This is a genomic window from Acinetobacter sp. G18, assembly GCF_052660225.1.
The window spans coordinates 555,985-581,609 of record NZ_CP109658.1 but is presented as its reverse complement, the minus strand read 5'-3'; the positions used below and the strand labels follow the sequence as shown (position 1 = coordinate 581,609).

Sequence of the window (25,625 nt, the reverse complement as noted above, 5' to 3'; positions counted from 1 at the left end):
CTTTAGATAATTCTAAGCCTACTTTCTAATATAGTTCTCACATAACTTAAGTAGTTCCGGATGTCTATCATGCTGATGGACAATCGGAATAATTTCTTGATTGCGATTAATAATAAATCCCTGATCATTAACTGCAATTTGCTCTATTGGATATAACCCTAAAGTTACAATAATTGATTCAAATGGCTGACAGCGAGTTATATCACTTAAACTATTAGTAATTAATAATTTATTATGCATGGCTTGATCATAAATTCTTTCAGACATTTTTTGATATGGCTGCTTGCAGAATTCTTCAATCATTTTATTGATATAGACTCTAATTGATTCATGATCACCAATAGTGACCCCTGAACAAGAAACTTGTTCATCTTTTGCAATGTTATAAAAACTCTCTCCATATGCATCCAAAATCCATTTTTGGTTATATTGCTCAGTACCTATGGTGAAATCCGGATTTTCCATCCCAACAAATAGACCCTTGCCAAGATTTTTGAAAGGATTACTTTGGAAAAAAACATCTCGAACATCGCTAAGTAATACATGTGAAGCATCAGGATGGCTGTCTACAATTTCTTTGTATTCAAAGAAACGGCTCACATGCGGATAACCTGTAATTTTAAGACCCCTAATTTTTGATTCAGGAATAGTCTCATTTACTGTTAAGCCAATAATTTTCTTAAGAATATTTTTTACAAACTTAAATTTATAAACACCTGAATATTTTGACTTTGATTTAAACTTTCCAATTGCTGAAACTTTAAATTCAATTTTAAAATTTTTGATATCTGAAAATGCATTTACAAATTCTGTCATTTGCTCTTTATATATAATTAAAGCCAATATGCCATCAAAGTTTGCTTTTTCCAAAGAATATACAAAAGAAGAGATAAGGTCAGCATTGTATCCAGTTGCTGACCCGATAATAATATTTTTTTGCTTAATCATAAAATTAATAATAAACCCCAAGAAAATGACTAAATTATATATTTATTAAGTATATATTTCTTTAGTTTAACTCTTAAGTACCGTAATAAATCACTATCATCTTGTGAAACATGTGTAACTAGACTTCTTTCCTTTTCCAAGTAACTTAACGCATCATTATTTTCAATAATCGGATGATCAAATAAAAAACTGACGTAGAAGCTAAAGTCACCTCGACCAACAAGATCTTGCCAATGGTCATAAATTTTGATCGGCTGATGATAATCCACTAACATCTGCGCCATTTTACGATCTACAACATAAGCATACGCATACGCTAGTTTTTCAAGATAATCATAATCAACTTTTAGAATTTTTTGGCCATACAACTCTTCAGGTAAAAACTTTCCACGAACGCGATTGCATATTTTCATTTGGATACCGCCCAAGCTTAGGAAAAAGCAGGGACCCAAGTTTAAAGAATGAATATGTTTTTCTAAGTCTTGGAAATCAATTTCAAAACGTTCAATCACATCATCTTCAAAAATAATGGCATATTCTTCATCAGAGCTTAAAAAATCTTTTAAGGCAGCTATATGTGACATGGCGCAACCAAGCTCACCTGGTGTCATCGGTTTCTTCTTACCTGCTACACCCTGCTGAAAATACTCACTAACACTTAAATTTTTCCCTATAACCCCAAATTGCTTAAATTCATCGCGATATTTGTAAAATGTTGGCTGAGAGTACAGCTTTTTTAAACGTTCACTATTCGTAGATTCAATACTGATTAAATATTTTTTCATTTCATTCAAATGTTAAAATGAGTCAGGGATAGTCTATCTAATTATAGTTATATCGAGTGTAAAATTTAATGCTAAATCGCCTAATCCAAAAAAAATGGTACAAATACCAACAAGCAAAAAAAGCAAAATCTTATAATTCTCATTGGTATATACGTTTTGGCTGGCTAGAACAACCTTTTACAGCACTTGAACAATTAGATTCACTCTTTGAAATCCACTCACCTAGAAAATTTACATTTGCAGATAGCTTTTATGCTTATGAAAATGATCGTCATTTCATTTTCTTTGAAGAAGTTGATGATGAACATCCTGTAGGCTTTCTTTCTGTCTTAGAAGTTTTTAAAGATGGTACATACACAGCACCTAAAGCTATTTTAAAGCTCGACTATCACCTATCCTATCCTTGTGTATTTAAAATAGATAATACTTGGTACATGGTGCCAGAGACTTTTAGCAACAAAACAGTTGAACTTTGGAAATGTACTGAATTTCCACTGAAATGGGAAAAACATTCTAATCTTCTAGAAAATATTGAAGCAGTTGACAGCACACCTTTTTACCATGAAGGCTTATGGTACCTTTTTACCTCAACACGTCGCGATTGTAAGAAATTTGGTGACCGTTTAGATCTATTCTTTACTGAAGATATCTTAAATCCAAACTGGCAAGAACACCCAATGAACCCAGTATGTAAAGGAAAAATTCAATATAGGATGGCTGGAAAACCTTTTGTCTATCGGAATAAACTGGTTCGTCCAAGTCAAGACTCTTTAAAGCGTTATGGTGGACATATTGAGCTTAAAGAAATCATAAAATTAAGTCCGAAAGAATATGAGGAAAGACTGTACGAAACAATATATCCTGAATGGAACAAAGAAGATGATGGATGTCACACTATTGATGTACATTCCAATTTCGTTGTTGTGGATGCAATCCGTTTGACCAAAAAAGATAATTAGCGTTGTTGTCGCAACGCTAATTTATAAATATTTAGTGTTTTATTAACCATTGCATTTAAAGATAATTCAGCTTCTGCTTTATCAAACGCAGGCTTAAACTCATAATGAATATGCTCAAAGTTTTCACTAGCAATTTCAATTAACTTTTTAAGTTCCAATGCAGTATTATCTTTTGCAATATATTTTTCTGGAATAAATTCTCTTACCATCCCCACATCAGTGGCAATTACAGGTTTATGTACCAATAATGCTTCCGCAACAATTAATGGACCTCCTTCTCTCAAGGAAGATACCACCACTAAATCACTTGCTGCCAAATACGGATAAATGTCTTGCTGATAACCCACTAATTTAATTTTATCCTGCAAATGCAGATCTTGAATTAACTGACTTAAACGTTCATGCTCAGGTCCCTCACCTAATATTTCTAGGTGAATCTCCAAACCTTGCCATGCTTCTATAAGTCGATCAAAGCCTTTTACTGGATCTAATCGGCCAATTGCGATAGCTTTTTTTAGAGTTGTTCTAGGTATATCGGCACTCAATCTTTTTTCCTGAGCAACACCATTATAAACAACATGAACTGATCGATATTCACTAACTTTATCTGCAACAGCCTGACTTACAGTAATGACCTCATTAAAATGACGATAACTACGCATGTTATTTTTCATACCATGAATGGTTGCCACACTTGGTACTTTTAAAAAAGGCAGAAGAAAACTCAACATTTTTGATGCTTTTCCGCCTTGAGCATGAATAATATCAGGAGCAATTTTTTTAATTTCTTTAAAAAGTGAATAAAGAAGACTGATATTCATTCTTCCTTTAGAAAAATCAAAATAATGACAATGAAGATGTTCTAATTGAGGTATTACATTTCGATAGTTTAAGTCTAAAAGTAAATGGACTTCTTGCTTTTGTGATAATTCTGCGCAGAGTTGAAAAGTATGCTTTTCTAATCCACCGATTTTTCCACCATCTGTTGCCATAATCTGAACAATCTTCATCGCTTGCCTACTTATTTTTTATCTTTATTCATAGTCTGTTCAAATAGCTTTGCTTCTTTTAGAAAAGCATAAAACGCGTTGATCATACTATTTACGAAACCACGCCAACCATTTAAGAAACTACGGCGAATAAAGTAAGACTTTAGAAAAGTCACTGGCATTACCAGAACCAATTTAGCGACACTTGGAGACTTTCCTTTTTGGTATTTCTCTAGTGCTTTGAGGTTGGAATATTGGTTATTTTTTTCGACTTTAACGAAAATGCTCGACTCGCCATAATGGTAAATATCATGTTGAGCACGCTGAGATTCACCATCTACGATCACGTTTTCATGAACTTTATTGGCTAGATCATAGTGTCCTTTAGACTTGCGAAAAAAACGCACCTTCGCATGTTTTTTAGTATGTTTACTATTAGGGACACCTAAAAACACATCATTAATTGGAGTGATTAATGCATCAAGCTTGTTCTGTTGAATGGTCTCAACAATTTCTTGTTTTAACTCTTCCGATAAGACTTCATCGCCATCTAAGTTAAGCACCCAATCATTTCGGCATTTTGCTAAGGCCAAACTTTTTTGCCCAGCATAACCCTGCCAGTCTTGATGAGAAATTTGGGTATTTTCAAAGCGCTTTGCAATTTCATAAGTATTATCAGTACTACCTGAGTCTAAAATAATAACTTCATCAAACTCACTGACACTTTGCAAAGTTCGCTCTAACCAAGCACCACAGTTTAAAGTGACAATATAAACACTACATGGAATTTTATTCATAACTTATAACGTCCTTTAGCAAGGGCGATACGCATCTGTAAAGCATTCATGGCACCATGCGTGCTGACACGTGGAATATTAAATTGGTTATCTGCTTCATATACCTCGATTTTTTTTCGAGTTGATACTGCATTTTTAAAGCCAATCTCTTGGGCCATTTTCTGGTGCTTTTCATTAAAACGACCAAATGGATAAGCAAAGCTCGGACATTTTCCAACTAACGCTTCAACATCACGCTTAGACTGAAGCATCTCATTGTAAGCCGTTTGATCATCAAGCTTAAGTAAGTTGACATGATGTTGAGTATGCGCACCAAACTCAATCAAACCAGAGTTGGCCATTTCGTGGATTTGATCGTGAGTGAGCTTTTCAATACCTTCAATTTGCGTCGCCAAATAAATGGTTGCCTTTGCATTATATTTTTTAAGTAGTGGATAGGCATAAAGATAGTTATCCATAAAGCCATCATCAAAACTTAAAGCAACCACATTTTTTTGATTGCGGTATTGTTCAAGCTCAGAGACAAAGCAAAAAGTAGTGTCTTTACGCTTCAACAACTGTAAAAGTTGTTCAAACTTTTCAGGAGGCATATTCATACCAGAGGCTGCATCTTTAGGGGTAACCTGATGCAACATCACAATGCGTGGTAGTTTGTTCGAACGAAACGGAAGCCAGAAAGTGTAATTACCCAGCACATATAACAGTGCAGCAAGTGCTAGTAGGCCTACCGCAACGTACAAAAACCACATCATGCATAAACCTCATGTGACCATTCATAATCTTCTGAAAGGGGCTGCTTAAATGTCACTTCAACCATATATTGGGTAATGCGTTTAGCATTAAAAGATCTACGTGTTTTCTCCCAGCCCTCTTTCGCTATTTTTTCAGCCTGATCTGGGTTTTGATCAAAGAATTGGATCTTTTTAGCCAAATCAAATTGATCATCAAAGTAAACCACTTCCTGCTCAGTATAGAGTTTCTCAAAACCAGGAATTCTTGGACTAAAGGTGAGTAAACCATTACCAGTCAGCTGTACAATACGGTCAGAACTATACAAGGTTACGTCATTACGGCGTGAGTAATTAAGTCCCATTTTTGTTTCAGACAAAACCTTATAATAAGCTTTCCCGTAAACGCCAGGTTGCTCAAAACAACCATAATATTGATAGTTTACATGACCTTGTTGTAGAGCATCTGCCAAATCTTTTAAGAACTTTTCACGCTCAGGTTCTTTATAAACCACACCGCAGAAGATAAATGTCTTATCAATCTTAGCGTTTGAAAACTGTTGCAGAATTTCTACATTACGATGACCAACATTAGGTAAATAAGCTACGCTTAAATGTGGCTGCTTTAACTTCTGTAGATACTCACCACCCGTTGTACAGAAGATAGCATCCAAATATGGAGAGAATGCTTTGACAAAACCAAGTTTGCTCTCTAAATAAAGCGGGTCAACATACCAAAATGCAATTTTAGTATTTGGATAAGCTTCTTTGATTTGTCTGAGAACATCTGGACTCATCAAATCACTATGACCTATAAGTACCAAATCAGGCTCAATGTTATTGACGACTTTTAATACTTCCTTATTGGCCCAATTGGCACCCAATTTTTTTGTTTTAAAAATCGTCCCCATTCGTGCCATATCACGAAAGCTAAAATCATAAACAAAATGGCCATTTTCAATTAATCCGGCAGAAATTTTACGGTCTGTGCAGTAAAAATGTGCGCCTTGTTTATTAAAGCCAAAATTTGCGATATGCAATATTTTCATTCTAAACTCTATAATTCCATCAATTCTGGAGATGAACTAAAATATTATATCATGCCTGAATTTATGTAGACCCTGTTAGCGAAATATAGGATGATATCGCGCTTTTACACTTGGAACAGCTTAGCGTGATTTTTCGATTCAAAACAGGAAAGTTATGGTTCTTTATTTATTGCTTTATGCTGCTTGTTCCATCATTCATTATTTCCAGTGATGGTTTTTTCAAAGCCTTATATCCACTTATTTTTTTCGTTTTTTTAATTTATCATTACCGCCGTTTTTTCTGGCTTAGCTTACCTATTTACCTTCTAACTCCTTTTGCACTTTATTACGAAATTACCTATAACGCCCCAACTGAAATTTCAGTATGGCTCACAATTTTGGGAAGTTCCACAACTGAAGGCAGAGTCTATTTATCGACATTAGATATTCCTTTAGCAATTGGTTTGATTATTGCCTATATCATTCCTTTGGCTTTCTTTTATCATTTTATTCCAAATCAAAGACTAAACACTCCAATATGGGTACGTATTTTAGCTTTATGTCTTATTTTTTCGCCAATTCAACGCTACCTTAAAGCACCTGATCATCAGCAAGGTTTCCTAAATGTATATCGTCATTTTAAACAATCTTATCCTTTAAATTTAGTGCTCGGTTTACCAGCAGCGAGCCTTGAAGTAAATCGTGTAAAAGACTTCATAGCCACACAAAACGAAATTGAGTGCACACAAGTTAAAGAAACTCGACCTACCATTACAGTATTGGTTATTGGGGAAAGTGCTCGACGCGATCGTTTAAGTTTATTTGGCTATACCAAAAATAATACAACACCATATCTAGCAAAATATAAGAAAGATTTATGGTTATTTAATAATACGATTTCAGGTTCTTATATGACCAGTAAGTCTGTACCAACCTTACTAACAGGAAAGCTCAACGGAACTGATAATTTAAGTCCTTCTATTGTAAATGCGTTCAATGCAGCAGGCTACAAAACTTATTGGTTTAGCGCACAAGCTCAATATGGAGAATATGATTCTCTTGTCTCAGCCTATGCATCTTCTGCTCAAGAAACCCAATTTTTGACGCAACATTCATATTCAGCATCACTTGAAACGCATTACGATGAAGAGCTACTCAAATCATTTGACCGAGCTTTAGCAGAGAAAAAACATCATAAATTCATTGTTTTACACCTTTACGGCTCACATGCAGATTTTACAAAACGCTATCCACCGCAATTTAATAAATTTAAAGATACCTATGACAATACGGTACTTTATACAGATTACTTGCTCAACGAAGTCATTCAAAAATTAAAAGCAACTAATCTAGATGCCAACTTAATTTATACATCTGACCATGGATTAAACCTTGGAGAGTGTAAAGAAAATAGCTCACTGCATTTAGACATGAAAAATAATTTTGATGTCCCTTTAATTATGTGGAGTTCAAACTCTTGGAAGCAACATCATCCAGAAATGGCGAGTACTCTTTCTAAAGAACAAAGCAATCCTATAAGTTCAATTAATATATTACCTACAGTTTTAGATATGCGAGGAATTCACTGTAAAAATATTTCTCAAGACAGATCATTATTTAATGCAAAGTTCAAAACATATCCAAGAGAAATTTTAGCAACATCAGAAACGGTCAACTATGATAAAGGTCATGACGATAGCCAATGTCATTTAGTGAGCTGATGCACGACTCGATCCGCTTCCTGTAGGAGCTGTCCTTCAGGAAGCAAGTTTATGTCATATACATTCGCTATAAACTTTTTCTCTAGCAGCACATCGACCGAATTGGTAATACGGTCTTGTTTGAGCCTATCCATTGCAATCACACCGACTCGGCAACCCGCAGTAAGTGCCTCATAAATCATAGAAACACTATCTTCTGTTACCCACACCGCTTCTGCTTTTTGCATTTCCTCAAAAATCCAACCTTGAGGGGTTTGCTCAACCGGACATATCTGTAAATACTTGGCGAAGCTTTGCTGTCTTAAAATATCGATAAATTCTGCAGGGGTACGACGTGAGGTCGTTAAAATAATTTCAGAGTTTGGATTATGCTCAACTATTTGTTGAACACTCAATAATACTTTTTCTTGGTTCCATTGATGTCGTTTAGATGAACCACCCAATGCAATTAAAATTCTGGCTTTTTGATGGCGGTTTTCATTGCGAATTGGATTTAATGCACCGCGAGTAACAATAACGCGGCTATTTGCTGGAATACCATCGTGCTCGGGAATTACGGCATAGTCAAACCAAGCAATCGGCAAATTCGGCTTCATTAAAATAACAGTCTTGGCCTTTTTGAAAATTTTGCCTAGCAACCAGACACGGAAGTGAGTATGGCTTCCGACTCCAAATATAAAATCGGGCACTTGTTTAAACAAAGATTTTTTTGAAGAGAAAAGTGCTTTGATTAAGGAAATAATAGGCAAATCATGAATGGAAACTTCTTCAAAAGTTGCATTTGCCTGCTGTCTTTGCATCGCCTGAAATAAACCCAAAGCCTGTGAACGATGCCCTGCTTTACCATCAGAGACATAGACAATATGCATAAAAGCTCCCTAACCCAAAAATAAAAAGGCGAAACTAAAGTTCGCCTTTTTATGTTAACGGATTAACTTATTTTACGTAAGTTAACCAGTGTTCATATTTCGGATTTCTACCTTGAACCGCATCAAAGTAAGTTTTTTGGATTTCAGTGGTAATTGGGCCACGGGTACCCGAACCGATTGGACGGTCATCATATTCACGAATTGGTGTTACTTCAGCAGCAGTACCTGTGAAGAATGCTTCGTCTGCGATATAGAATTCGTCACGTGTAATACGGCGCTCAACAACTTGGTAACCAAGATCTCTAGCGATTGTCATCACAGTTTGACGTGTAATACCGTCAAGTGCACCGCCAGCGATATCTGGAGTGTGTAAAACGCCATCTTTAATCAAGAATACGTTTTCACCTGAACCTTGGCATACATAACCTTGTGGGTCCATGAGCATTGCTTCATCGTAACCTGAGTGTGCAACTTCTTGGTGAGCAAGAATTGACAACGTGTAGTTACCAGATGCTTTTGCTTTACACATAGTCACGTTTGGATGATGGTGAGTAAATGATGAAGTTTTAACGCGAATACCTTTAGCCATCGCTTCATCACCAAGGTATGCACCCCACGCCCATGCAGCAACAGCGGCATGAATGGTGTTATTTGTTGCTGCAATACCAAGTTTTTCTGAACCGATCCAGATTAATGGGCGTAAATAGCAAGAAGCTAATTTATTTTCACGAACAACATCAATTTGTGCTTGTTCAAGCGTTGCTTGATCATACGGCACTTTCATTTGATAAATTTTTGCTGAATTTAACAAACGTTTTGTGTGGTCTTGAAGACGGAAAATGGCAGTACCTTTAGGCGTTTCATAAGCACGAACACCCTCAAATACGCCCATACTGTAGTGTAATGTATGGGTTAAAACGTGAATCTTTGCATCACGCCAATCAATTAATTTTCCATCTTGCCAAATAAAACCATCACGATCAGCCAAATTCATGGAACACTCCAAATTGTTATAAAATCATTCACTATCCAACTCAACCGAGGCGGTTGGGTCTATTAATCTTTGCCATAAATTGCAAACGACCGCACGGGTACTACGCCAGTCCGCTGCGCTGACTTGCATGGATTGATTTGCAAGGGCTAAGCGGTGGCTTTCGGCACGTTCACTAAGATAGGCTCGAATTAATGCTGTGGCATCTTCACTGGATAAGCAGTCTGCTTTAGCAGCATCTTCTAATATTCTTACATTATCAGAATAATGGGCGAGATCGGGTTTCGTCCCGCTCCATGCAAGTACAGCATACTGTGCCATAAATTCGATATCTACGATACCACCTGCGTCCTGTTTTAAATGAAAAATACCATGTTTTTTTTGTTCAGAAGACGAACCTAGGTGGTCTTTCATTTTCTGACGCATTTTCAACACTTCCTCACGAACATAAGCCTCATCTCTAGATTGAGTCAATATCTCGCGGCGAAATATTTCAAATTTTTGGCACAGCGTTTCATCACCAGCGATAGAGCGTGCTCGAACGAGTGCTTGGTGCTCCCAAAGCCATGCACTTTTCAACTGATAATGTTCATAGGCTTTCAGACTGGTCACTAATAAACCAGCCTCACCAGAAGGTCTTAAGCGTGTATCAATTTCATAGACACGACCATCAAGCGTTTGAGTGGTCATGAGGGACATGAACTTTTGAGCAACACGCATGGCAAACTCAAAGCCACTAATAGCCTTAGTTCCATCGGTGTCAGCTTGTTCATCTAGATAATGGATAAAGACAAGGTCTAAATCAGAACCATAGCCCAGTTCAATGCCACCCACTTTGCCATAACCAATGACAGCAAAGGCTTTGTAGTCGAGTGAGCAGGGCTTTCCTTCAACATCTTTAGGATAACCATGTCGTTTTGCTACGGTCTGGTAAGCTAAATATAGGGTTGCATTAACACTCACTTCAGCAATATCGGTTAGTGCATCAGATACCTTCATAAGAGGGCTTTCAGCTAATACATCACTTGCCGCAACCGTGAGCACGTTGCTCTTTTTAAATAGGCGAAGTACTCGCATTTGGTCTTCGACTTGATCAATTTCAATACGAAGTAACTGCTGGCGTAATGAGTCTTCCAAGTCCTTACGTTTTGGCAACTCAAAATCCATCGACAAGAACTCATCCAGCAGCACCGGATATTGCGTTAGCTCTTCACAAATCCACGGGCTCACCGTCGCCATTTTCACTAAGCGTTGCAATGCCCCTTTGCTTTCAATCAACATCACCAAATACACAGTTCGACGCATGACTGATTCAATCAGCGGCATTAAACGCAACAGTGCAGTTTGTGGTTGTTCAGACTGTAAGATCGCTTCAATCAAGTGAGGCCAGAACGTTTTTAAACGCTGTACCGCATTTGAAGGAAGTTTTTTAAGTGCATGCCCATGCCAAAACTCATGAATCAGATTTTTCGCATTATCATCTAGCACTTCATCTAGCTGTTGTTCTAACTGCCCAAAATTTTCAGTTGCAGCATTAGAACTTGTATCCTCAATCAGTTGTTTAAATTGAACTTTAACTTTTTGACGTTTCTCGTCAAGAACATTAATAAATTCATTCCAGCTAACAAAACCTAAGGTATCTATAATGCGTTGTCTTAACTCCACTTCTTCTGGCAATAGCTGAGTTTGCTGGTCATTGAGCGCTTGAATTGCATGTTCAACACGGCGTAAAAACAAGTAAGCATCTTTAAGCTCGAATACCGCCTGCTTTTCTAACAACCCTGCTTCGCCAATGTGCTCTAGACTGACTAAGCACTGACGATCTTGTAACTCGCGTTTAGATCCGCCGTAAATAAGCTGGAAGACCTGAACAATAAACTCAATTTCGCGAATCCCCCCCGCCCCGAGCTTAATATCATCTTCAATATGTCGGCGCAGAACTTCACGCTCAATCATGGCTTTCATATCACGCATAGCGGCAAAAGCGGTGTAATCAACATAACGGCGGAATACAAAAGGACGTGTCATTTCTAACAAGTCTTGTCCTTCTTTACCACCAGTCACAACACGGGCTTTAATCCACGCATAGCGTTCCCACTCACGACCATGCTGACTTAAATATTTTTCTAAAGCTGCATGACTAATCGCTAATGCCGAGCCATCGCCCCAAGGGCGTAGACGCATATCAACTCGAAACACAAAACCATCGGCAGTAATGTGTTCAAGTAAATAAATAAGTTTTTGTCCCCATAAAATACAGAACTGCTGTACATCAATACATTTACGACCATTGGTTTCACCTTGTTCATCAAAGGCAAAAATCAGGTCAATATCACTCGATAAGTTAAGCTCTTGCGCCCCAAGCTTCCCCATGGCAACCACAATTAAATCTTGAACTTTGCCAGAGTAGCCCACAGGTTCACCATGTTTCGCCACAAGTGCAACACGTGCAAAGTCTTTTGCTGCACAAATACTAGCATCGGCAAAGTCAGAAAGTTCACGAGTGAGTGTCACAACATCGGTAAGCTGATTGGCATCCTGCCAAATCCAACGAAACATTAAACGACTACGTAAAATGCGTAATCCACGCATCCAAGATATTTCGTCAGCAATTCCATTTAATGTAGTTTGGACAAATTGATAAATCTGTTCGGTCGAGAGCGGTGCAGCAAATTGATCTATTTGATAATCTTGTTCTAAAACAGCTTGATGCAAACCTAAAACTTGTTCAGCGTACTGACTAGCACGCAATGTTTTTTGTAACTGCTCCACATTCATATAAAAAGCTCTTTTCCTCGTACTCTCTTTTTAGTTATAGCAGTTCGAGTAGTGGTAGGAAAAGGGATTAGACTAATTTTGCTTCTGGCGAAGAATGATGTTCGGTTAGTGCGTCATGACTTTCTTGAGCAGAAGGTAGTAAAACCTTAAATGTTGTTCCTACGCCCTCTTTGGAACCAACATTAATTTGCCCTTGGTTAATTTCAATAAAACGCTTACAAAGGCTTAAACCTAAACCAGCGCCTTTCTCGCCTGCCGTACCTTTAAAGCTGGCTGTAATACGTGGATGGAACAAATTTTTGATTTGTTGTTCTGTCATACCCAAACCGGTGTCTCGAACTGTTATTTCTATATTTTTATCAGCTTGCCTAGCTTCTATAAAAACTTTGCCTGAGCCATCAATATCGGTAAATTTCAACGCGTTTGATACCAAGTTTTGAATCACAGAAGTCATCATATTAATGTCAGCATAGATTTTTAAATCTTCCGGCACATCATTAACCAGTTCAATATTTTTCTTTATCGCTAAGGTACGCAGTACATCACAAACAATATTACTCACTTGTCTCAGCTTAAAGTTAATTGGGTGATATACAAAACGTCCACCCTCTGCCATGGCCCATGTCAGTAAACTTTCAAGCAAGTTATAGGTCGATTGCGAGGTTTCATATAAATAATCTGCAATATTTTGAATACTAGATTCATCTAAAGTTTCACGCTCTTTGGCAAGAACTTCTGAAAACCCAAGCAGTCCGTGAAACGGGGCACGCAGATCATGTGAAATAATCGAGAAAAATTTTGTTTTACTTGAATTAATCGCAACCTGTTGTTCATAAAGTTCGTTTAATTCTTCATAGTTAAACTTCAACTCAACCTGTTGCATAAACGTAGAACAATAATCGAGCAGCAATTGAATATCATCTTCTTCAAAGGTAGCTGCATCATCATCAAAAAAGACAGCAAAGCCCATCGAAGTCTTATCGGGATGTAAAAGATGTACAGCCAATGCCCTACTGCACTCGATGTTTAGTTCTTTTAAATAGTTGGTTAAGTTTTGATAGGAAGGATGTAGATGATTAATGATCTGTTGTTTAGCAAAGCACTGTTTCAAATGTTTCGAAGGCTTAAACGAAATTGCAGTTATACCTTCAGGGCAACGGTGCCAAAAGTAAGGTTCCTGATTAAAAGTTAATAAGGCTTTTTGACACTTCAACAGGCGAAGACTAAATCGGAAAAATTGCTCGATATAGTTCTGCTCGGCATTTAATCCAAGTAATAGTGATATTCTACAAGCACTTAACTGCTCGATCTGATGTAGTTCTAAACGCTGGAATGTCATTTGCCCGCCTCACAGATTTTGTCGTTGTTGGTCGGAACCGCTTTCAAGAAATGTACTTATAATCATTATGATCTAATACAAACTTTAACACAGTACATAAAAAGAGCAACGTTCTTTTCAAAATAGAAATGTGAAGTTTCAATTAAAGGTTTTCAGATACATAAAGTGGGTATGCTTGAGAAAAATACAACAAATGTTTGAAGCTAGAGAGTTGTAAGATGTTAGAAATGCGAGTTCAGAATTTTTAAAAGCTGATTAAAAGTATTGTTTAAAAAAAGGCCAATAAACTGGCCTTTTTCAGATTACTATTTATATTATTAATTTAACTATCTTGTACATTATAACCATACTGTTGAATGCCAGCTCCCATGTCTCCAGTGTAGTTATGGCATGCTTGCATATAAGTTTCGGCATCTGACCATAATACTCCGGGCACCCCAGAATCATTTAAAGGTATTATTGTTACCTCGTCTTCAATCTGTAATGTTGGCTTAGTGATAGAGCATTGAATCTGGATTTTATGAGCTTCATGGTTCCATTCTATTTTTTTAGCATCCCAGCCTCGACTACCACCTACAACTGTTAACTCAATATTTGATTCAGTAGGTGTTTGCTTTATTAACTTGAACTCCATAACCCGCATAATTGAACATGGATCATGATAACAAGATTCAAGTTTTGCCCCCTTCTGTACACCAGAGAAATTAAATGTTGTCGATGGCTCTATCATTTGTGGAGTTTCAGATTCTGGTATTTTTTCTACTGTGGGAATTGTTGTTGGCTCTAGTTTTTGTTTAGACTTTATCTCATCCATCGGCAAAACAATCTTTTTTATTTTCCAGCTTAAACCATCACGCTCCATAATGATTTTTACATCCGAACCATTCTCTTTATTTTTAAAAGTTACCTCAAACATACTTATTGATAAATACCGAGTTCTGTATTCTATCTTTGAGATATCTGTTCGTTCTTTAGGCGTATCCTCTCTATTACCAGATAAACTTTTTTTAAGATCCTTCCCTTGTAGCATCAAGGTCATACCTTCAGGTGTTACTGCCGCATCGACCATCTTTTCGGCCAAAGTTGAAACCATCATTGCACCTAAAGCTTCCCAACCATTTGCTTCTTTAGTTGTGATCTCTTTTAACATATAAGCATTCATCTGATCTTTCAGACTTTGGCGTACGCTTGTATAGTCAATATAAGCAGAAACCTTTTCACTATCATTATCTTTCAATGCATTCTTAATACTATTTAAGATGATATAAGGTGAAGCGTATAAATATCCAAAAATCAAAATGATTAATCCGAAGATTACCCCTATCATTTTTTTATTCATAAATTACTCTCTAATTGTAAAATAATAAGTAGAAAAATAATCCTACCTAAATCATATACCCTATCTTGTCTTTTATATTCTAATCAAAATTTACAGCTCAAGACTTTGAATGAAGGACAGATCTATTTATTCCACCAAAATTATAGGTCATCACTTATTTTCACAAATCAGCTCCCAAATGAAATTTCATAAGAGATCTAAACTTTCTATAAATTAAGAATTAACAATAAAAGATAAAATTATAATTGATAGGCAGTTATTTTAACCCAACAAAAAACCCCTAAGCCGTTAGCTTAGGGGTTTTCGTAGAATCTTACGATTCTGAATATGGTCCCGAGGGTCGGACTCGAACCGACACGTCATCTCTGACAGCGGATTTTGAGTCCGCCGCGTCTACCAATTTCACCACCTCGGGAGAGGAAGTATGTTTGTGTTGCGTATATTAGCGCGTTTGTAAAACTTGTCAAACCCTAAGTGAATATTATCGTTCACTTTTAGATCACTTAAACATTTTTCATGATTTAGATCAGAAGCACAGCCATAAAAAAGCGAAAAAGTTTATACTAGGCCCAATTTTTGCGGTGTTTTTTCTAAATATGCAACTGTCTGACTTTTCCTTTGAATTACCTGATGAACTTATTGCCCGTTACCCTCTTGAATCACGTAGTGCTTCACGGTTATTGCACCTAGATTCAAAGGGTCAATATCACGATCACATGTTCACAGACATTATCGATCTGTTTGAAGAAGGTGATTTGTTGGTGCTGAATGACACCAAAGTCATGAAAGCTCGACTTAAAGGAAAACGCTCGACAGGCGGTGCGATTGAGATTTTGGTTGAGCGTATGTTGAACCACACCACTGCCTATTGTCATATCAAATCGAGTAACTCTCCTAAAGCTGGTGCCGAGCTTTATGTAGGTACAGATAATATTCCTGTGATTGTGCGTGGTCGTCATGAAAACTTATTTGTCGTTGAGTTTTCGCAGCCAATTTTGCCTGTACTTGAGCAATATGGTCAGTTACCTATTCCGCCTTACTTTAACCGTGAAGCAGAAGAAATTGACACTGAACGCTATCAAACGGTTTTCCATAACCCAGAAAAAATTGCCAGTGTGGCTGCCCCAACAGCAAGCTTGCACTTTGACGAAGAGTTACTAGCAAAGTTAGAGCAAAAAAATGTTCAAAAATCTTTTGTGACTTTACACGTCGGTGCTGGCACATTTATGCCTGTTCGTACTGATGACATTACCAATCATGTTATGCACAGTGAATGGTGTGATGTTCCTCAAGAAACTATTGATTTAATTTTGGCGACAAAAGCGCGCGGCAATAAAGTCATTGCTGTCGGTACAACCGCAACACGTGCCTTAGAAAGTGCAGCTCAAGCACACGGCGGAAAAATCGCAGCGTGGAATGGTGATACGCAGATCTTTATCTATCCGGGCTATGAGTTCTGTATCGTAGATCGTTTAATTACTAACTTCCATTTACCTGAATCTACCCTACTCATGTTAGTTTCAGCATTGTCGAATCGAGACAACATTTTGGCTGCCTATGAACATGCAGTTAAAAGCCGCTATCGTTTCTTTAGTTATGGCGATGCAATGCTAATTGATAAATTAGAAGTTTAAAATTTATAAATGGGTTAAACCTTCTAAGTTAATTTTAGGTTTAACCCAGCCTCTATAATTAAAATAAAAATAGTCTTGGTATTTCTATTTATCTCTTTCAATTTAAAAGATAATCTAGAGTTAGCACTTTATGATAATCAACTCATTAATTTCATGCCAATTGATACCGTACAACAAGCACTTCATATAAGACGTAAAAAAAATACACAGGTCTTTCGTAATATTGCTCGACTTTGGGACGCGGGACAAAAGTCACAAACAGATCAAGAGCTCTTAAACGCGTTACATCCATGGCGTGAAGATCATAACCTTCGTTTTGTTAATGTATTGCCGTTTTTGTTAGGTATTTGCAGTATTACGACTTTATTATTTGGATACTTTTTTCATCCTCATATTCAATATATTTTGAGTCTCTTATGGGCATTTTTAACTGGTTTTCTGGCCTATTTGCTCTATGAACCGCAAAAACCTCTAAGCGAAGTCATTCACTATTTAGAGCAACGTATGACCGCTTTACGTTATGGCTTACAGTTTCAACACTTACCAGCTTATCTTCCAATTCAAGCCCAACCCATTTTAGTCTTGAGCAGACTAAAACAATATTTCCCATTGTTTAATCGAGGCAATGAAGCAAATGAAATTACAGAGTTTGCTTCAGTGACATGGAATGATGACATTACAGATCATCAAGTCCTGCTATTTAAATATCACTATGTAAATAGCTTACCTATTCTTCAAGATCAGAACAGCGATAAAAAAATAGTAAAAGAGATTCATAAAGATTTATGGGGTGCTTTTATTTTTCAAATACCAGCCTTAGGTATTGCCGTAAGTAATCAACGTTCTCGCTTTTTTGCACCCTACTTAAGCGAATGGCAAAGTACTGACATTCTGATTAACCAAGAGCTCAATATTTTCGGTACTGACCAACACCAGTTAGCTAAAGAAATTAGCCCAAGTCTAACTTTAAAACTTCATGATTTTTTTCAACATTTTAAAGGTGATTTAATTTATCATCATGAAGAGCAAATATTATGTTATCTCGGTGAGCAAGATCTTTTTCAAACCACCAGTAAACGTAGTGAAATTCATGATATTCCAGCATTACGTGGACATTTACGTACCATGACCATGCCGCAATATGAAAAATTTCAACAATTCATGCTTAATTTAATTAAATAAATCTCTCGTAGTACCAAACTAGCAACTTATTAAAAAAATAAGAAGTTAAAAGGCTCAACGAGGGAATAAAAATAAGAGGAGTGAAAATGAAAGGCTTATTCATTTTCTTGGGGATTTTCGTCGTACTGATTGCGTGGGGCATCCACATTCGTAACAACATTGTGCGTTATTTTAACGCGACCAAGCGCGCTTGGGCTGAGGTTGCAAATTTCGAACGCCAAAAAGTAAAAACACTTGAAGCACTAGAAAGCACACTCAATCAATATACTCAGTTTGAAAAATCGACTTTAGAAAAAGTGACTGCTTTACGTCAGCAAATTCTCAGTTTAAATGTCGATCATACTGATATTGCTCAATTACAGCAGATTGAAAAAATGAGCAAAGAGCTGATCCGTAGCCTAAATGTCGTGGTTGAAAACTATCCTGAACTAAAAGCAGATATGCTCTATAGCAAAATGATGGATGATATTCAGGAACAAAACGAAAATGTTGGCGCTGCAATCAGCATTTTTAACCGCAACGTCGAAGTATTTAACAACCAGATTGAAGTGTTCCCAAATAATCTGATTAATACAGTGACGTTATCTAAAAAAGCAATTCGTCCTTTCCGCGATAATTTGGCTACAGACAATTTTGACTACAAACCTAACTTTTAGTCTAAATAAAAAAATGGTCATTCAATCGGAAAATTGACCTATTTTATAGCCAGCTACATTTAGTAGTAGAACTACTTGGCAGAATCAAGGAAAATAGCCCTCTTATTTTTAGGGCTATTTGTGTTTTTAAATTGGTCTTCCTGTTTGAAAGCTCATCATGTTATAGCCCTTATTTAGCAGCGAACTGTTTTTTCGCCCTTGCACTGCCCTAAGGTATTGCTTGCTATTGTTCAGGATTTTTAGATGAAGTTTGAAAAATTAGGTCAGTCGGGTCGTGCCCGTCGTGGTCGTTTAACTTTAGAACATGGTGTTGTTGAAACACCTGTTTTTATGCCAGTGGGGACTTACGGTACAGTCAAAGGCATGTTGCCGCGTGATATTGAAGATATTCAGGCACAAATTATTTTAGGTAATACCTTCCATTTATATTTACGTCCGGGCCTTGAAGTAATCAAGCAGCACGGCGGATTGCACGACTTTATTAAATGGAATAAGCCAATTTTGACTGACTCTGGCGGCTTCCAAGTATTTAGTCTTGGCGCTATGCGTAAAATTAAGGAAGAAGGTGTTACTTTCCGTTCTCCAATCGATGGTTCAAAAGTGTTTTTATCGCCTGAAATTTCAATGGAAATTCAACATGTATTGAACTCTGACATCGTCATGATTTTTGATGAATGTACGCCTTATCCTGCTACACACGAAGAAGCACAAAAATCATTACAGCTTTCTTTACGCTGGGCAAAGCGTTGTAAAACGCATCACCACGATGAGCTTAAAAATAAAAATGCCTTATTTGGCATTATTCAAGGCGGCATGTATGAAGACTTACGTGATGAATCTTTAAATGGCTTACTTGAAGTTGGTTTCGATGGTTATGCAATTGGTGGTTTATCTGTAGGTGAACCAAAAGAAGAGATGATCAAAGTTTTAGATTATCTTCCAAACAAAATGCCAGCGGACAAACCTCGTTACTTAATGGGCGTAGGTAAACCTGAAGACATCGTTGAAGCGGTGCGCCGTGGTGTCGATATGTTTGACTGCGTAATGCCGACTCGTAATGCACGTAATGGTCATTATTTTGTCACTGATGGTCTGGTACGTATTCGTAATAGTAAATATCGTCATGACCAAGGGCCTCTTGACCCACACTGCGATTGCTACACATGTAAGAACTTTACCCGTGCTTATCTGTTCCATCTTGAAAAATGTGGAGAGATGCTAGCATCTATGCTTGGTACCATTCATAACTTACGTTATTACCAACGTTTAACTGAAGGTATGCGTGATGCATTAGATAATGGCACTTTTGATGAATTTGTTCAGGACTTTTATGCCCGCCGCGGATTAGAAGTTCCACCTTGCCCTGTCGATGAATAAGCGAGATTTGCGCTCAACCGCAAGACAAGGTAAATTGCAAAACGAATTAGGATTATGTCAGGTATCTGACTCATATTTTTTAACTTTAGGAAATTAAAATGAGCTTGTTCATTTCTACTGCACATGCAGCTCCAGCAGCAGCCCAAAGCCCGGGTCTTTTGCCAAACATTTTGATGATTGTTGTATTCGTTGCAATCTTCTATTTCTTAATCTGGCGCCCTCAAGCAAAACGCGCAAAAGAACACCGTTCTTTAATCGAAAGCTTAGGTGTAGGTAGCGAAGTTGTTTTTGCTGGTGGTTTAATGGGCAAAGTAACCAAACTTGAAGGTGACTATGCGGTTGTTGAACTTAACCGTGGTGTAGAAGTAAAAATTCAGCGTGCCAGCGTAATTTCTGTATTACCTGAAGGCACTCTAAATAACCTTTAATCATAAAACAGTCGTGCTTTAGCACGGCTTTTTCATTTAAGAAGAAAGCGAATGCGTTACCCTGCATGGAAATATTTACTGATTCTGGTTGTTCTGGTAGTCAGTACATTATACGCACTGCCTAGTCTATATCCGGATGAGCCCGCAGTTCAAATTTCCGGTGCCAAAGCTGGTACCCAAATTGATCAAAGTGTGGTGCAAAAAGCAGAGCAAATTTTAAAAACAGCAAATATTGCGAGCCACGATAATACTTTTACAAATAATGCTGCACTCTTGCGTGTCAGCTCTTCTGAAGCGCAGTTAAAAGCAAAAGAAGTATTACGCCGTGACTTAGGTGATCAATATGTTGTTGCCCTAAACCTTGCACCAACTACACCAGAATGGTTGCAAAAAATTGGGGCTAAACCAATGAAACTTGGTTTGGACTTACGTGGTGGTGTCCACTTCTTGCTAGAAGTAGATATGGACAAAGCCATTTCCCAACGTATGGAAACCTCTGCCACTGATTTGCGTCGTCAGTTCCGTGAAAACAAAATTAAATTTAACAATCTTGCGTTAAATAATAATGTGATCACTGTTCAATTTGCTGACAACGCTGATCGTGATGCAGCAATGGATTTTTTACGCCGTAATGGTAATGAATATACCCAACAGGCATTAGCGAGCACGACAGGTTCTACCTTAAAACTCTCTTATACCGATGTACGTCGTCAAGAAATTCAGGCATATGCAGTCAATCAGAACTTAACAACACTACGTAACCGTATTAACGAACTTGGTGTTGCAGAAGCATTAGTACAAAGTCAGGGTAGCAACCGTATTGTCGTTGAATTACCAGGTGTTCAAGATACAGCAGAAGCTAAACGTGTTTTAGGCCGTACTGCTAACCTCGAATTCCGTTTGGTATCTGACTTAAATGATCAATATATTGACCCGTATACGGGTAAATATAACGGTCAACCTTTACCTCCGGGTACAGAAGTTTTTGCTTATCAATCTTTAGATAGCGGTCGTCAACTTTTGTTGCAACGTAACCGTATCTTGACTGGTGAACGTGTTCAAAATGCAAGTTCTGGCTTTAGCCAAGACTCTGGCGGTGCCGAAGTAAATATTACACTCGACAGTGCTGGTGGTAAGCTCATGTCAGATGCAACCCGTAATGCTGTTGGTAAACGCATGGCGGTATTGTTCATCGAAAACAAGCAAAAGATTACTTACGTTACAGATCCAAAAACTGGCGCTCAAACAGAAGTTCGTACGCCATATACCGAATCTGTCGTCATTAATGCTGCAACAGTTCAAGCTGTTTTAGGTTCAACTTTCCGTATTACTGGTTTAAGTTCTCCTCAAGAAGCATCTGAACTTGCATTAATGTTACGTGCTGGTGCTTTAGCTGCTCCAATGTACTTCGTTGAAGAACGTGTTGTTGGTCCAAGCCTTGGTCAAGAAAACATTGATAAAGGTGTACTCTCAACTCAAATCGGTTTCTTGCTTGTTGCAATCTGGATGATCGTATTCTTCCGCGTATTCGGTTTAATTGCGAACTTTGCGCTTGTTGTTAACTTGGCAATGATTTTAACCGTGATGTCTTGGATAGGGGCTTCCCTGACCTTACCAGGTATTGCTGGTATCGTTATTACCATTGGTATGGCGGTCGATGCCAACGTACTGATATGTGAGCGTATTCGAGAGGAAATGCTCTGGGGTGCCTCACCCAAACAGGCCATTGTGGCAGGTTATGATCGAGCCTATAACACCATTTTTGACTCGAACTTAACCACGTTCCTCGTTGCATTCATTCTATTTGCAATTGGTACAGGCCCGATTAAAGGTTTCGCCGTAACATTAATGATTGGTATTGTGTGTTCGATGTTTACTGCAATTACAGTAACACGTGCAATCGTACAGCTCATTTATGGTAAACGCCGTAATTTGAAAAAGTTGAGCATTTAAGGAGATCTATGATGACTAAAGTGACTCAACAACCTTCAAAACAATATGGTCGTCCGGATGATGCAAAAATCATCCCGTTCATGAAGATTGCTAAACCAGCAGCAATCTTCTCGATCCTTATTACTTTAGCGAGTATTTTCTTTATCGCGACTAAAGGTCTTAACTTAGGTTTGGACTTTACAGGTGGTGTTTCTGCCGAGCTTAACTATGCGCAACCAGCAAATCAGACTGAAGTTATTCAGGCTCTCGACAAAGCTGGTTTTAAAGATGCGGTAGTACAAACGCTAGGTAGTAATAAAGACTTACTCGTACGTATGCCGGTACAAGAAGTTAAGGTTGAAGATCTTAATAACGCGATTACCAAAGCTGTGCAATTACCAAATAACGCTGCTGAAGTTCATAAAGTGGATTCTGTCGGCGGTCAGGTTGGTAATGAGCTTTATGTTCGTTCGGCTGGAGCGGTTGCTCTTGCACTTATATTAATGTTGATCTACGTGACCATTCGCTTTGAGTTTAAACTCGCGATGGGTGCGGTAATGTCTTTATTCCATGACATCATCATCATTATTGGTGCATTTGCATTATTCCAATGGCCATTTGACCTTACCGTATTAGCTGCGGTACTCGCGGTGATTGGCTTCTCGCTTAACGATAACATCGTTGTTTCAGACCGTATCCGTGAAAACTTCCGTAAGATTCGCGGCGCGACTCCACGTGAAATCGTGGATATTGCTTTAACTGAGACTTTACGTCGTACAGTTCATACCTCAATGACCTTATTGCTTGTTGTACTTGCAATGATGTTCTTGGGCGGTGATGGCTTACACTGGTTCTCTGTTGCAATGTTTGTGGGTGTCTTTGTGGGTACTTACTCTTCGATTTATATCGGTACAGCATTTGCGTTGTGGCGTGGTCTTAACCGTCAAGACTTCATCGTTCAGGTTAAACCTGAATTTGAAGATGAAATTCCTTGATTGTCTAAATAAGCCTATAAAAAAACCGCGATTTATTCGCGGTTTTTTATTAAGCTCAAAATTTATTTACGGCGTAATGCATCCGAAATAGCTTCAACCAATTGTTGAGAAATTTCTTGCTTAGATGCTTTCTCTAACTCACGCTTTTTCATATGGTAGCTTTGGGCAAAGAAAACAGTCATCGCATTTTCATCCGAAGCAAAACCAATATCAGCACGAGAAACATCGTTACACGCAATCATGTCTAGTTTTTTAGCAACCAGTTTACCTGCTGCATATTCTTCAACATTCTGCGTTTCGGCAGCAAAGCCCACCATAAATGGACGTTTTTCCTGAGCTGCAATGGTTGCCACAATATCCGGATTTTTCACAAGGGAAACATTCAGTTCATCCCCTGCTTTCTTAATCTTGTGCTCAGCGACTTCCGCAACGCGATAATCGGCCACTGCCGCTGTCGCAATGAAAATATCACAACCAGTCTCAAGTGAGTTCATGCTGACATCTAACATTTGTCGTGCAGATGCAACGTTGACACGTTGAACACCATTTGGTGTATCTAAACTTACAGGACCAGCAATTAAAGTGACTTTTGCCCCTGCCGCATAACATGCAGCCGCTAAAGCAAAGCCCATTTTTCCAGTACTATGGTTTGAGATATAACGAACTGGGTCAATCGCTTCACGTGTTGGTCCAGCAGTAATCACAACTCGCTTACCAGCCAGCAAACCAAATTTTTCAGCAATGGCGCGTTGGGCTTGATGGAAATAACCAGCCACTTGACGGGCTATTTCTTCTGGTTCTGGCATACGGCCTAACCCCACATCACCACAAGCCTGTTCACCTGAATCTGGCATAATCACATGCACGCCATCTTCAACTAGCGTTTGCAAATTACGTTGTGTTGCTTTTGCAGCCCACATTTGCTGGTTCATCGCTGGGGCAACCCACACAGGTGCTTTAGTCGCTAAAAATAGAGTACTGAGTAAGTCATCTGCTAAACCATTAGCAAACTTAGCCAGAGTGTCACAGCTTGCAGGCGCAACCAGTAATAAATCAGCCCAACGAGCCAACTCAATATGGCCCATTCCAGCTTCAGCCTCAGGGTCTAAGAGTTCGGTATGTACAGGATTTCCCGAAAGAGCCTGAAACGTTAGAGGGGTAATAAATGCTTGAGCCCCGTGTGTCATCACAACCCGAACGTCGAAACCATAATCTTTAAGACGACGAACCAAAATGGCACTCTTATAGGCAGCAATTCCACCTGTAACGGCTAAAACAATGTTTTTATGAGGAATAACACTTAAATCAAAGCTCACGAACAGGATACCTTACTGTTGCAGTGGCGCTCACAATAGCATTAAATACGCGCAGACCCAAGATTGATTGGGCAAACAAAATAAAATTTTAAGCAGAATATTGCTGGGGAATATGAATACTTCTATTAAAAATTGGCCAGAACAAGAACGGCCAAGAGAACGGTTATTACAGCAAGGCCCTCAAAGCCTCTCTGACTCTGAATTACTTGCGATCTTTCTTCGCTCAGGTTCACGCCAACATTCAGCAGTTGAACTCGCACGCTTACTGATTCAACAATTTGGAAGCCTAAATGCCGTTTTTGATGCATCTTTCAATGAATTGACTCAATTTAATGGTATTGGAGCCACCAAGTATTCGCAATTACTGGCCGTAAAAGAACTTGGACGGCGTTATCTCGATCATCACTTTCAGAAAAATAATCTTAGTCTTCACTCTTCTGATTTAGTTTTGGATTATTTGCGCTATGAATTAAAAGGTGAAAAACAAGAAGTCTTCGCAGTACTTTGCTTAGATGCTGAATTAAGAAAACTGCATTTTAAAAAATTATTTTTTGGATCAATTCAGCACTGTGCAGTCTCAGTGAATCAAACCTTACGTTATGCCTTACAACAACATGCTTGCCAACTGGTAATAGCACATAACCATCCTTTTGGTTCCGCTCAGCCATCTCCTGAAGATATTAAACTTACACAGCAACTTCAGCAGGCTTGTCAGTTGGTTGAAATACCTTTACTGGACCATTTTATTATCTCACCAGAAGGTAGCTTTTCATTTGCTGAACAACAACTGCTCAACCCCATCCCAATAGCCGTTCAATGATATTGACAAAGCTT

General features: G+C 38.1%; 22 protein-coding genes and 1 tRNA gene. 10 read left to right on the top strand and 13 right to left on the bottom strand.

Going from position 1 to position 25,625, the window contains the following annotated elements; all coding sequences use genetic code 11:
• Positions 1 to 18: 18 nt before the first annotated feature.
• Together NE363_RS02855 and NE363_RS02850 are read right to left on the bottom strand one after the other, a co-directional pair.
• Positions 19 to 969 (bottom strand): lipooligosaccharide outer core biosynthesis glycosyltransferase GtrOC6, encoded by a 951-nt coding sequence (locus NE363_RS02855; protein WP_081410021.1) that lies wholly within the window; start codon positions 967 to 969, stop codon positions 19 to 21.
• Positions 970 to 977: 8 nt separating this feature from the next.
• Entirely contained in the window at positions 978 to 1,733 is a 756-nt protein-coding gene (locus NE363_RS02850) for a glycosyltransferase family 25 protein (protein ID WP_308965781.1), read from the bottom strand.
• Between the two features lie 68 nt (positions 1,734 to 1,801).
• Between NE363_RS02850 and NE363_RS02845 the strand changes: the two genes are divergently transcribed.
• Positions 1,802 to 2,692, top strand: coding sequence for a glucosamine inositolphosphorylceramide transferase family protein (locus tag NE363_RS02845; protein ID WP_445535781.1), 891 nt, complete (start codon positions 1,802 to 1,804; stop codon positions 2,690 to 2,692).
• On the opposite strand, the gene NE363_RS02840 is transcribed toward NE363_RS02845, so the two are convergent.
• From NE363_RS02840 to NE363_RS02825, 4 genes are read right to left on the bottom strand one after another with little or no spacing between them, the layout of a single operon-like run.
• Positions 2,689 to 3,684: a glycosyltransferase gene (locus NE363_RS02840; RefSeq protein WP_445535780.1), complete on the bottom strand. Its 996-nt coding sequence runs from the start codon at positions 3,682 to 3,684 to the stop codon at positions 2,689 to 2,691. The two genes, NE363_RS02845 and NE363_RS02840, sit on opposite strands and share 4 nt — an antisense overlap.
• Positions 3,685 to 3,713: 29 nt before the next feature.
• Positions 3,714 to 4,478 carry a glycosyltransferase family 2 protein gene (locus NE363_RS02835; protein ID WP_445535779.1) on the bottom strand — a complete coding sequence of 255 codons (765 nt, stop codon included), beginning with the start codon at positions 4,476 to 4,478 and terminating at the stop codon, positions 3,714 to 3,716.
• Positions 4,475 to 5,230 (bottom strand): polysaccharide deacetylase family protein, encoded by a 756-nt coding sequence (locus tag NE363_RS02830; protein ID WP_191010459.1) that lies wholly within the window; start codon positions 5,228 to 5,230, stop codon positions 4,475 to 4,477. The genes NE363_RS02835 and NE363_RS02830 overlap by 4 nt, the downstream gene beginning before the upstream one ends.
• Complete coding sequence (locus NE363_RS02825) at positions 5,227 to 6,255, bottom strand: glycosyltransferase family protein (RefSeq protein WP_191001110.1); 1,029 nt, start codon at positions 6,253 to 6,255, stop codon at positions 5,227 to 5,229. Before NE363_RS02825 ends, NE363_RS02830 begins: the two co-directional genes overlap by 4 nt.
• Before the next feature lie 125 nt (positions 6,256 to 6,380).
• Here NE363_RS02825 and NE363_RS02820 point away from each other — a divergent pair, with 125 nt between their 5' ends.
• A complete protein-coding gene (locus NE363_RS02820; protein WP_227501325.1) occupies positions 6,381 to 7,955 on the top strand; it encodes a phosphoethanolamine transferase in 1,575 nt (524 codons plus the stop codon).
• Here the strand turns inward: NE363_RS02820 and NE363_RS02815 are convergent.
• The 6 genes from NE363_RS02815 to NE363_RS02790 form a co-directional block, all read right to left on the bottom strand.
• The gene (locus tag NE363_RS02815; RefSeq protein WP_445535778.1) at positions 7,940 to 8,824 is read right to left on the bottom strand and encodes a mitochondrial fission ELM1 family protein; all 885 of its coding nucleotides are present in this window, start codon (positions 8,822 to 8,824) and stop codon (positions 7,940 to 7,942) included. The two genes, NE363_RS02820 and NE363_RS02815, sit on opposite strands and share 16 nt — an antisense overlap.
• A 67-nt stretch (positions 8,825 to 8,891) precedes the next feature.
• Positions 8,892 to 9,818, bottom strand: a complete 927-nt coding sequence (locus NE363_RS02810; protein ID WP_004705670.1) for a branched-chain amino acid transaminase — start codon at positions 9,816 to 9,818, stop codon at positions 8,892 to 8,894.
• Between the two features lie 24 nt (positions 9,819 to 9,842).
• Positions 9,843 to 12,593 (bottom strand): bifunctional [glutamate--ammonia ligase]-adenylyl-L-tyrosine phosphorylase/[glutamate--ammonia-ligase] adenylyltransferase, encoded by a 2,751-nt coding sequence (gene glnE, locus NE363_RS02805; protein ID WP_445535777.1) that lies wholly within the window; start codon positions 12,591 to 12,593, stop codon positions 9,843 to 9,845.
• A 67-nt stretch (positions 12,594 to 12,660) separates the two neighbouring features.
• Positions 12,661 to 13,932 (bottom strand): sensor histidine kinase, encoded by a 1,272-nt coding sequence (locus tag NE363_RS02800; RefSeq protein ID WP_445535776.1) that lies wholly within the window; start codon positions 13,930 to 13,932, stop codon positions 12,661 to 12,663.
• Positions 13,933 to 14,254: 322 nt separating this feature from the next.
• The gene (locus NE363_RS02795; protein ID WP_068936696.1) at positions 14,255 to 15,271 is read right to left on the bottom strand and encodes a DUF2939 domain-containing protein; all 1,017 of its coding nucleotides are present in this window, start codon (positions 15,269 to 15,271) and stop codon (positions 14,255 to 14,257) included.
• Between the two features lie 328 nt (positions 15,272 to 15,599).
• Positions 15,600 to 15,686 (bottom strand) — tRNA-Leu (locus NE363_RS02790).
• A 181-nt stretch (positions 15,687 to 15,867) separates the two neighbouring features.
• Here NE363_RS02790 and queA point away from each other — a divergent pair.
• From queA to secF, 7 genes are all read left to right on the top strand, one after another.
• The gene (gene queA, locus NE363_RS02785) at positions 15,868 to 16,905 is read left to right on the top strand and encodes a tRNA preQ1(34) S-adenosylmethionine ribosyltransferase-isomerase QueA (RefSeq protein ID WP_445535775.1); all 1,038 of its coding nucleotides are present in this window, start codon (positions 15,868 to 15,870) and stop codon (positions 16,903 to 16,905) included.
• Between the two features lie 153 nt (positions 16,906 to 17,058).
• Complete coding sequence (locus tag NE363_RS02780) at positions 17,059 to 18,087, top strand: hypothetical protein (RefSeq protein WP_445535774.1); 1,029 nt, start codon at positions 17,059 to 17,061, stop codon at positions 18,085 to 18,087.
• A gap of 86 nt (positions 18,088 to 18,173) precedes the next feature.
• Complete coding sequence (locus NE363_RS02775; RefSeq protein ID WP_288422165.1) at positions 18,174 to 18,743, top strand: LemA family protein; 570 nt, start codon at positions 18,174 to 18,176, stop codon at positions 18,741 to 18,743.
• Positions 18,744 to 18,986: 243 nt separating this feature from the next.
• Positions 18,987 to 20,120: a tRNA guanosine(34) transglycosylase Tgt gene (tgt, locus tag NE363_RS02770; protein ID WP_004705660.1), complete on the top strand. Its 1,134-nt coding sequence runs from the start codon at positions 18,987 to 18,989 to the stop codon at positions 20,118 to 20,120.
• A 98-nt stretch (positions 20,121 to 20,218) separates the two neighbouring features.
• Positions 20,219 to 20,548, top strand: coding sequence for a preprotein translocase subunit YajC (gene yajC, locus NE363_RS02765; RefSeq protein WP_000051669.1), 330 nt, complete (start codon positions 20,219 to 20,221; stop codon positions 20,546 to 20,548).
• 51 nt (positions 20,549 to 20,599) lie between these two features.
• Complete coding sequence (secD, locus tag NE363_RS02760; RefSeq protein ID WP_068936686.1) at positions 20,600 to 22,501, top strand: protein translocase subunit SecD; 1,902 nt, start codon at positions 20,600 to 20,602, stop codon at positions 22,499 to 22,501.
• Between the two features lie 8 nt (positions 22,502 to 22,509).
• A complete protein-coding gene (secF, locus tag NE363_RS02755) occupies positions 22,510 to 23,475 on the top strand; it encodes a protein translocase subunit SecF (RefSeq protein WP_077162371.1) in 966 nt (321 codons plus the stop codon).
• Positions 23,476 to 23,537: 62 nt separating this feature from the next.
• On the opposite strand, the gene coaBC is transcribed toward secF, so the two are convergent.
• Entirely contained in the window at positions 23,538 to 24,791 is a 1,254-nt protein-coding gene (gene coaBC, locus NE363_RS02750) for a bifunctional phosphopantothenoylcysteine decarboxylase/phosphopantothenate--cysteine ligase CoaBC (protein ID WP_019457462.1), read from the bottom strand.
• A gap of 100 nt (positions 24,792 to 24,891) precedes the next feature.
• Between coaBC and radC the strand changes: the two genes are divergently transcribed.
• Positions 24,892 to 25,611 carry a RadC family protein gene (gene radC / locus NE363_RS02745; RefSeq protein WP_081400323.1) on the top strand — a complete coding sequence of 240 codons (720 nt, stop codon included), beginning with the start codon at positions 24,892 to 24,894 and terminating at the stop codon, positions 25,609 to 25,611.
• Positions 25,612 to 25,625 lie beyond the last annotated feature (14 nt).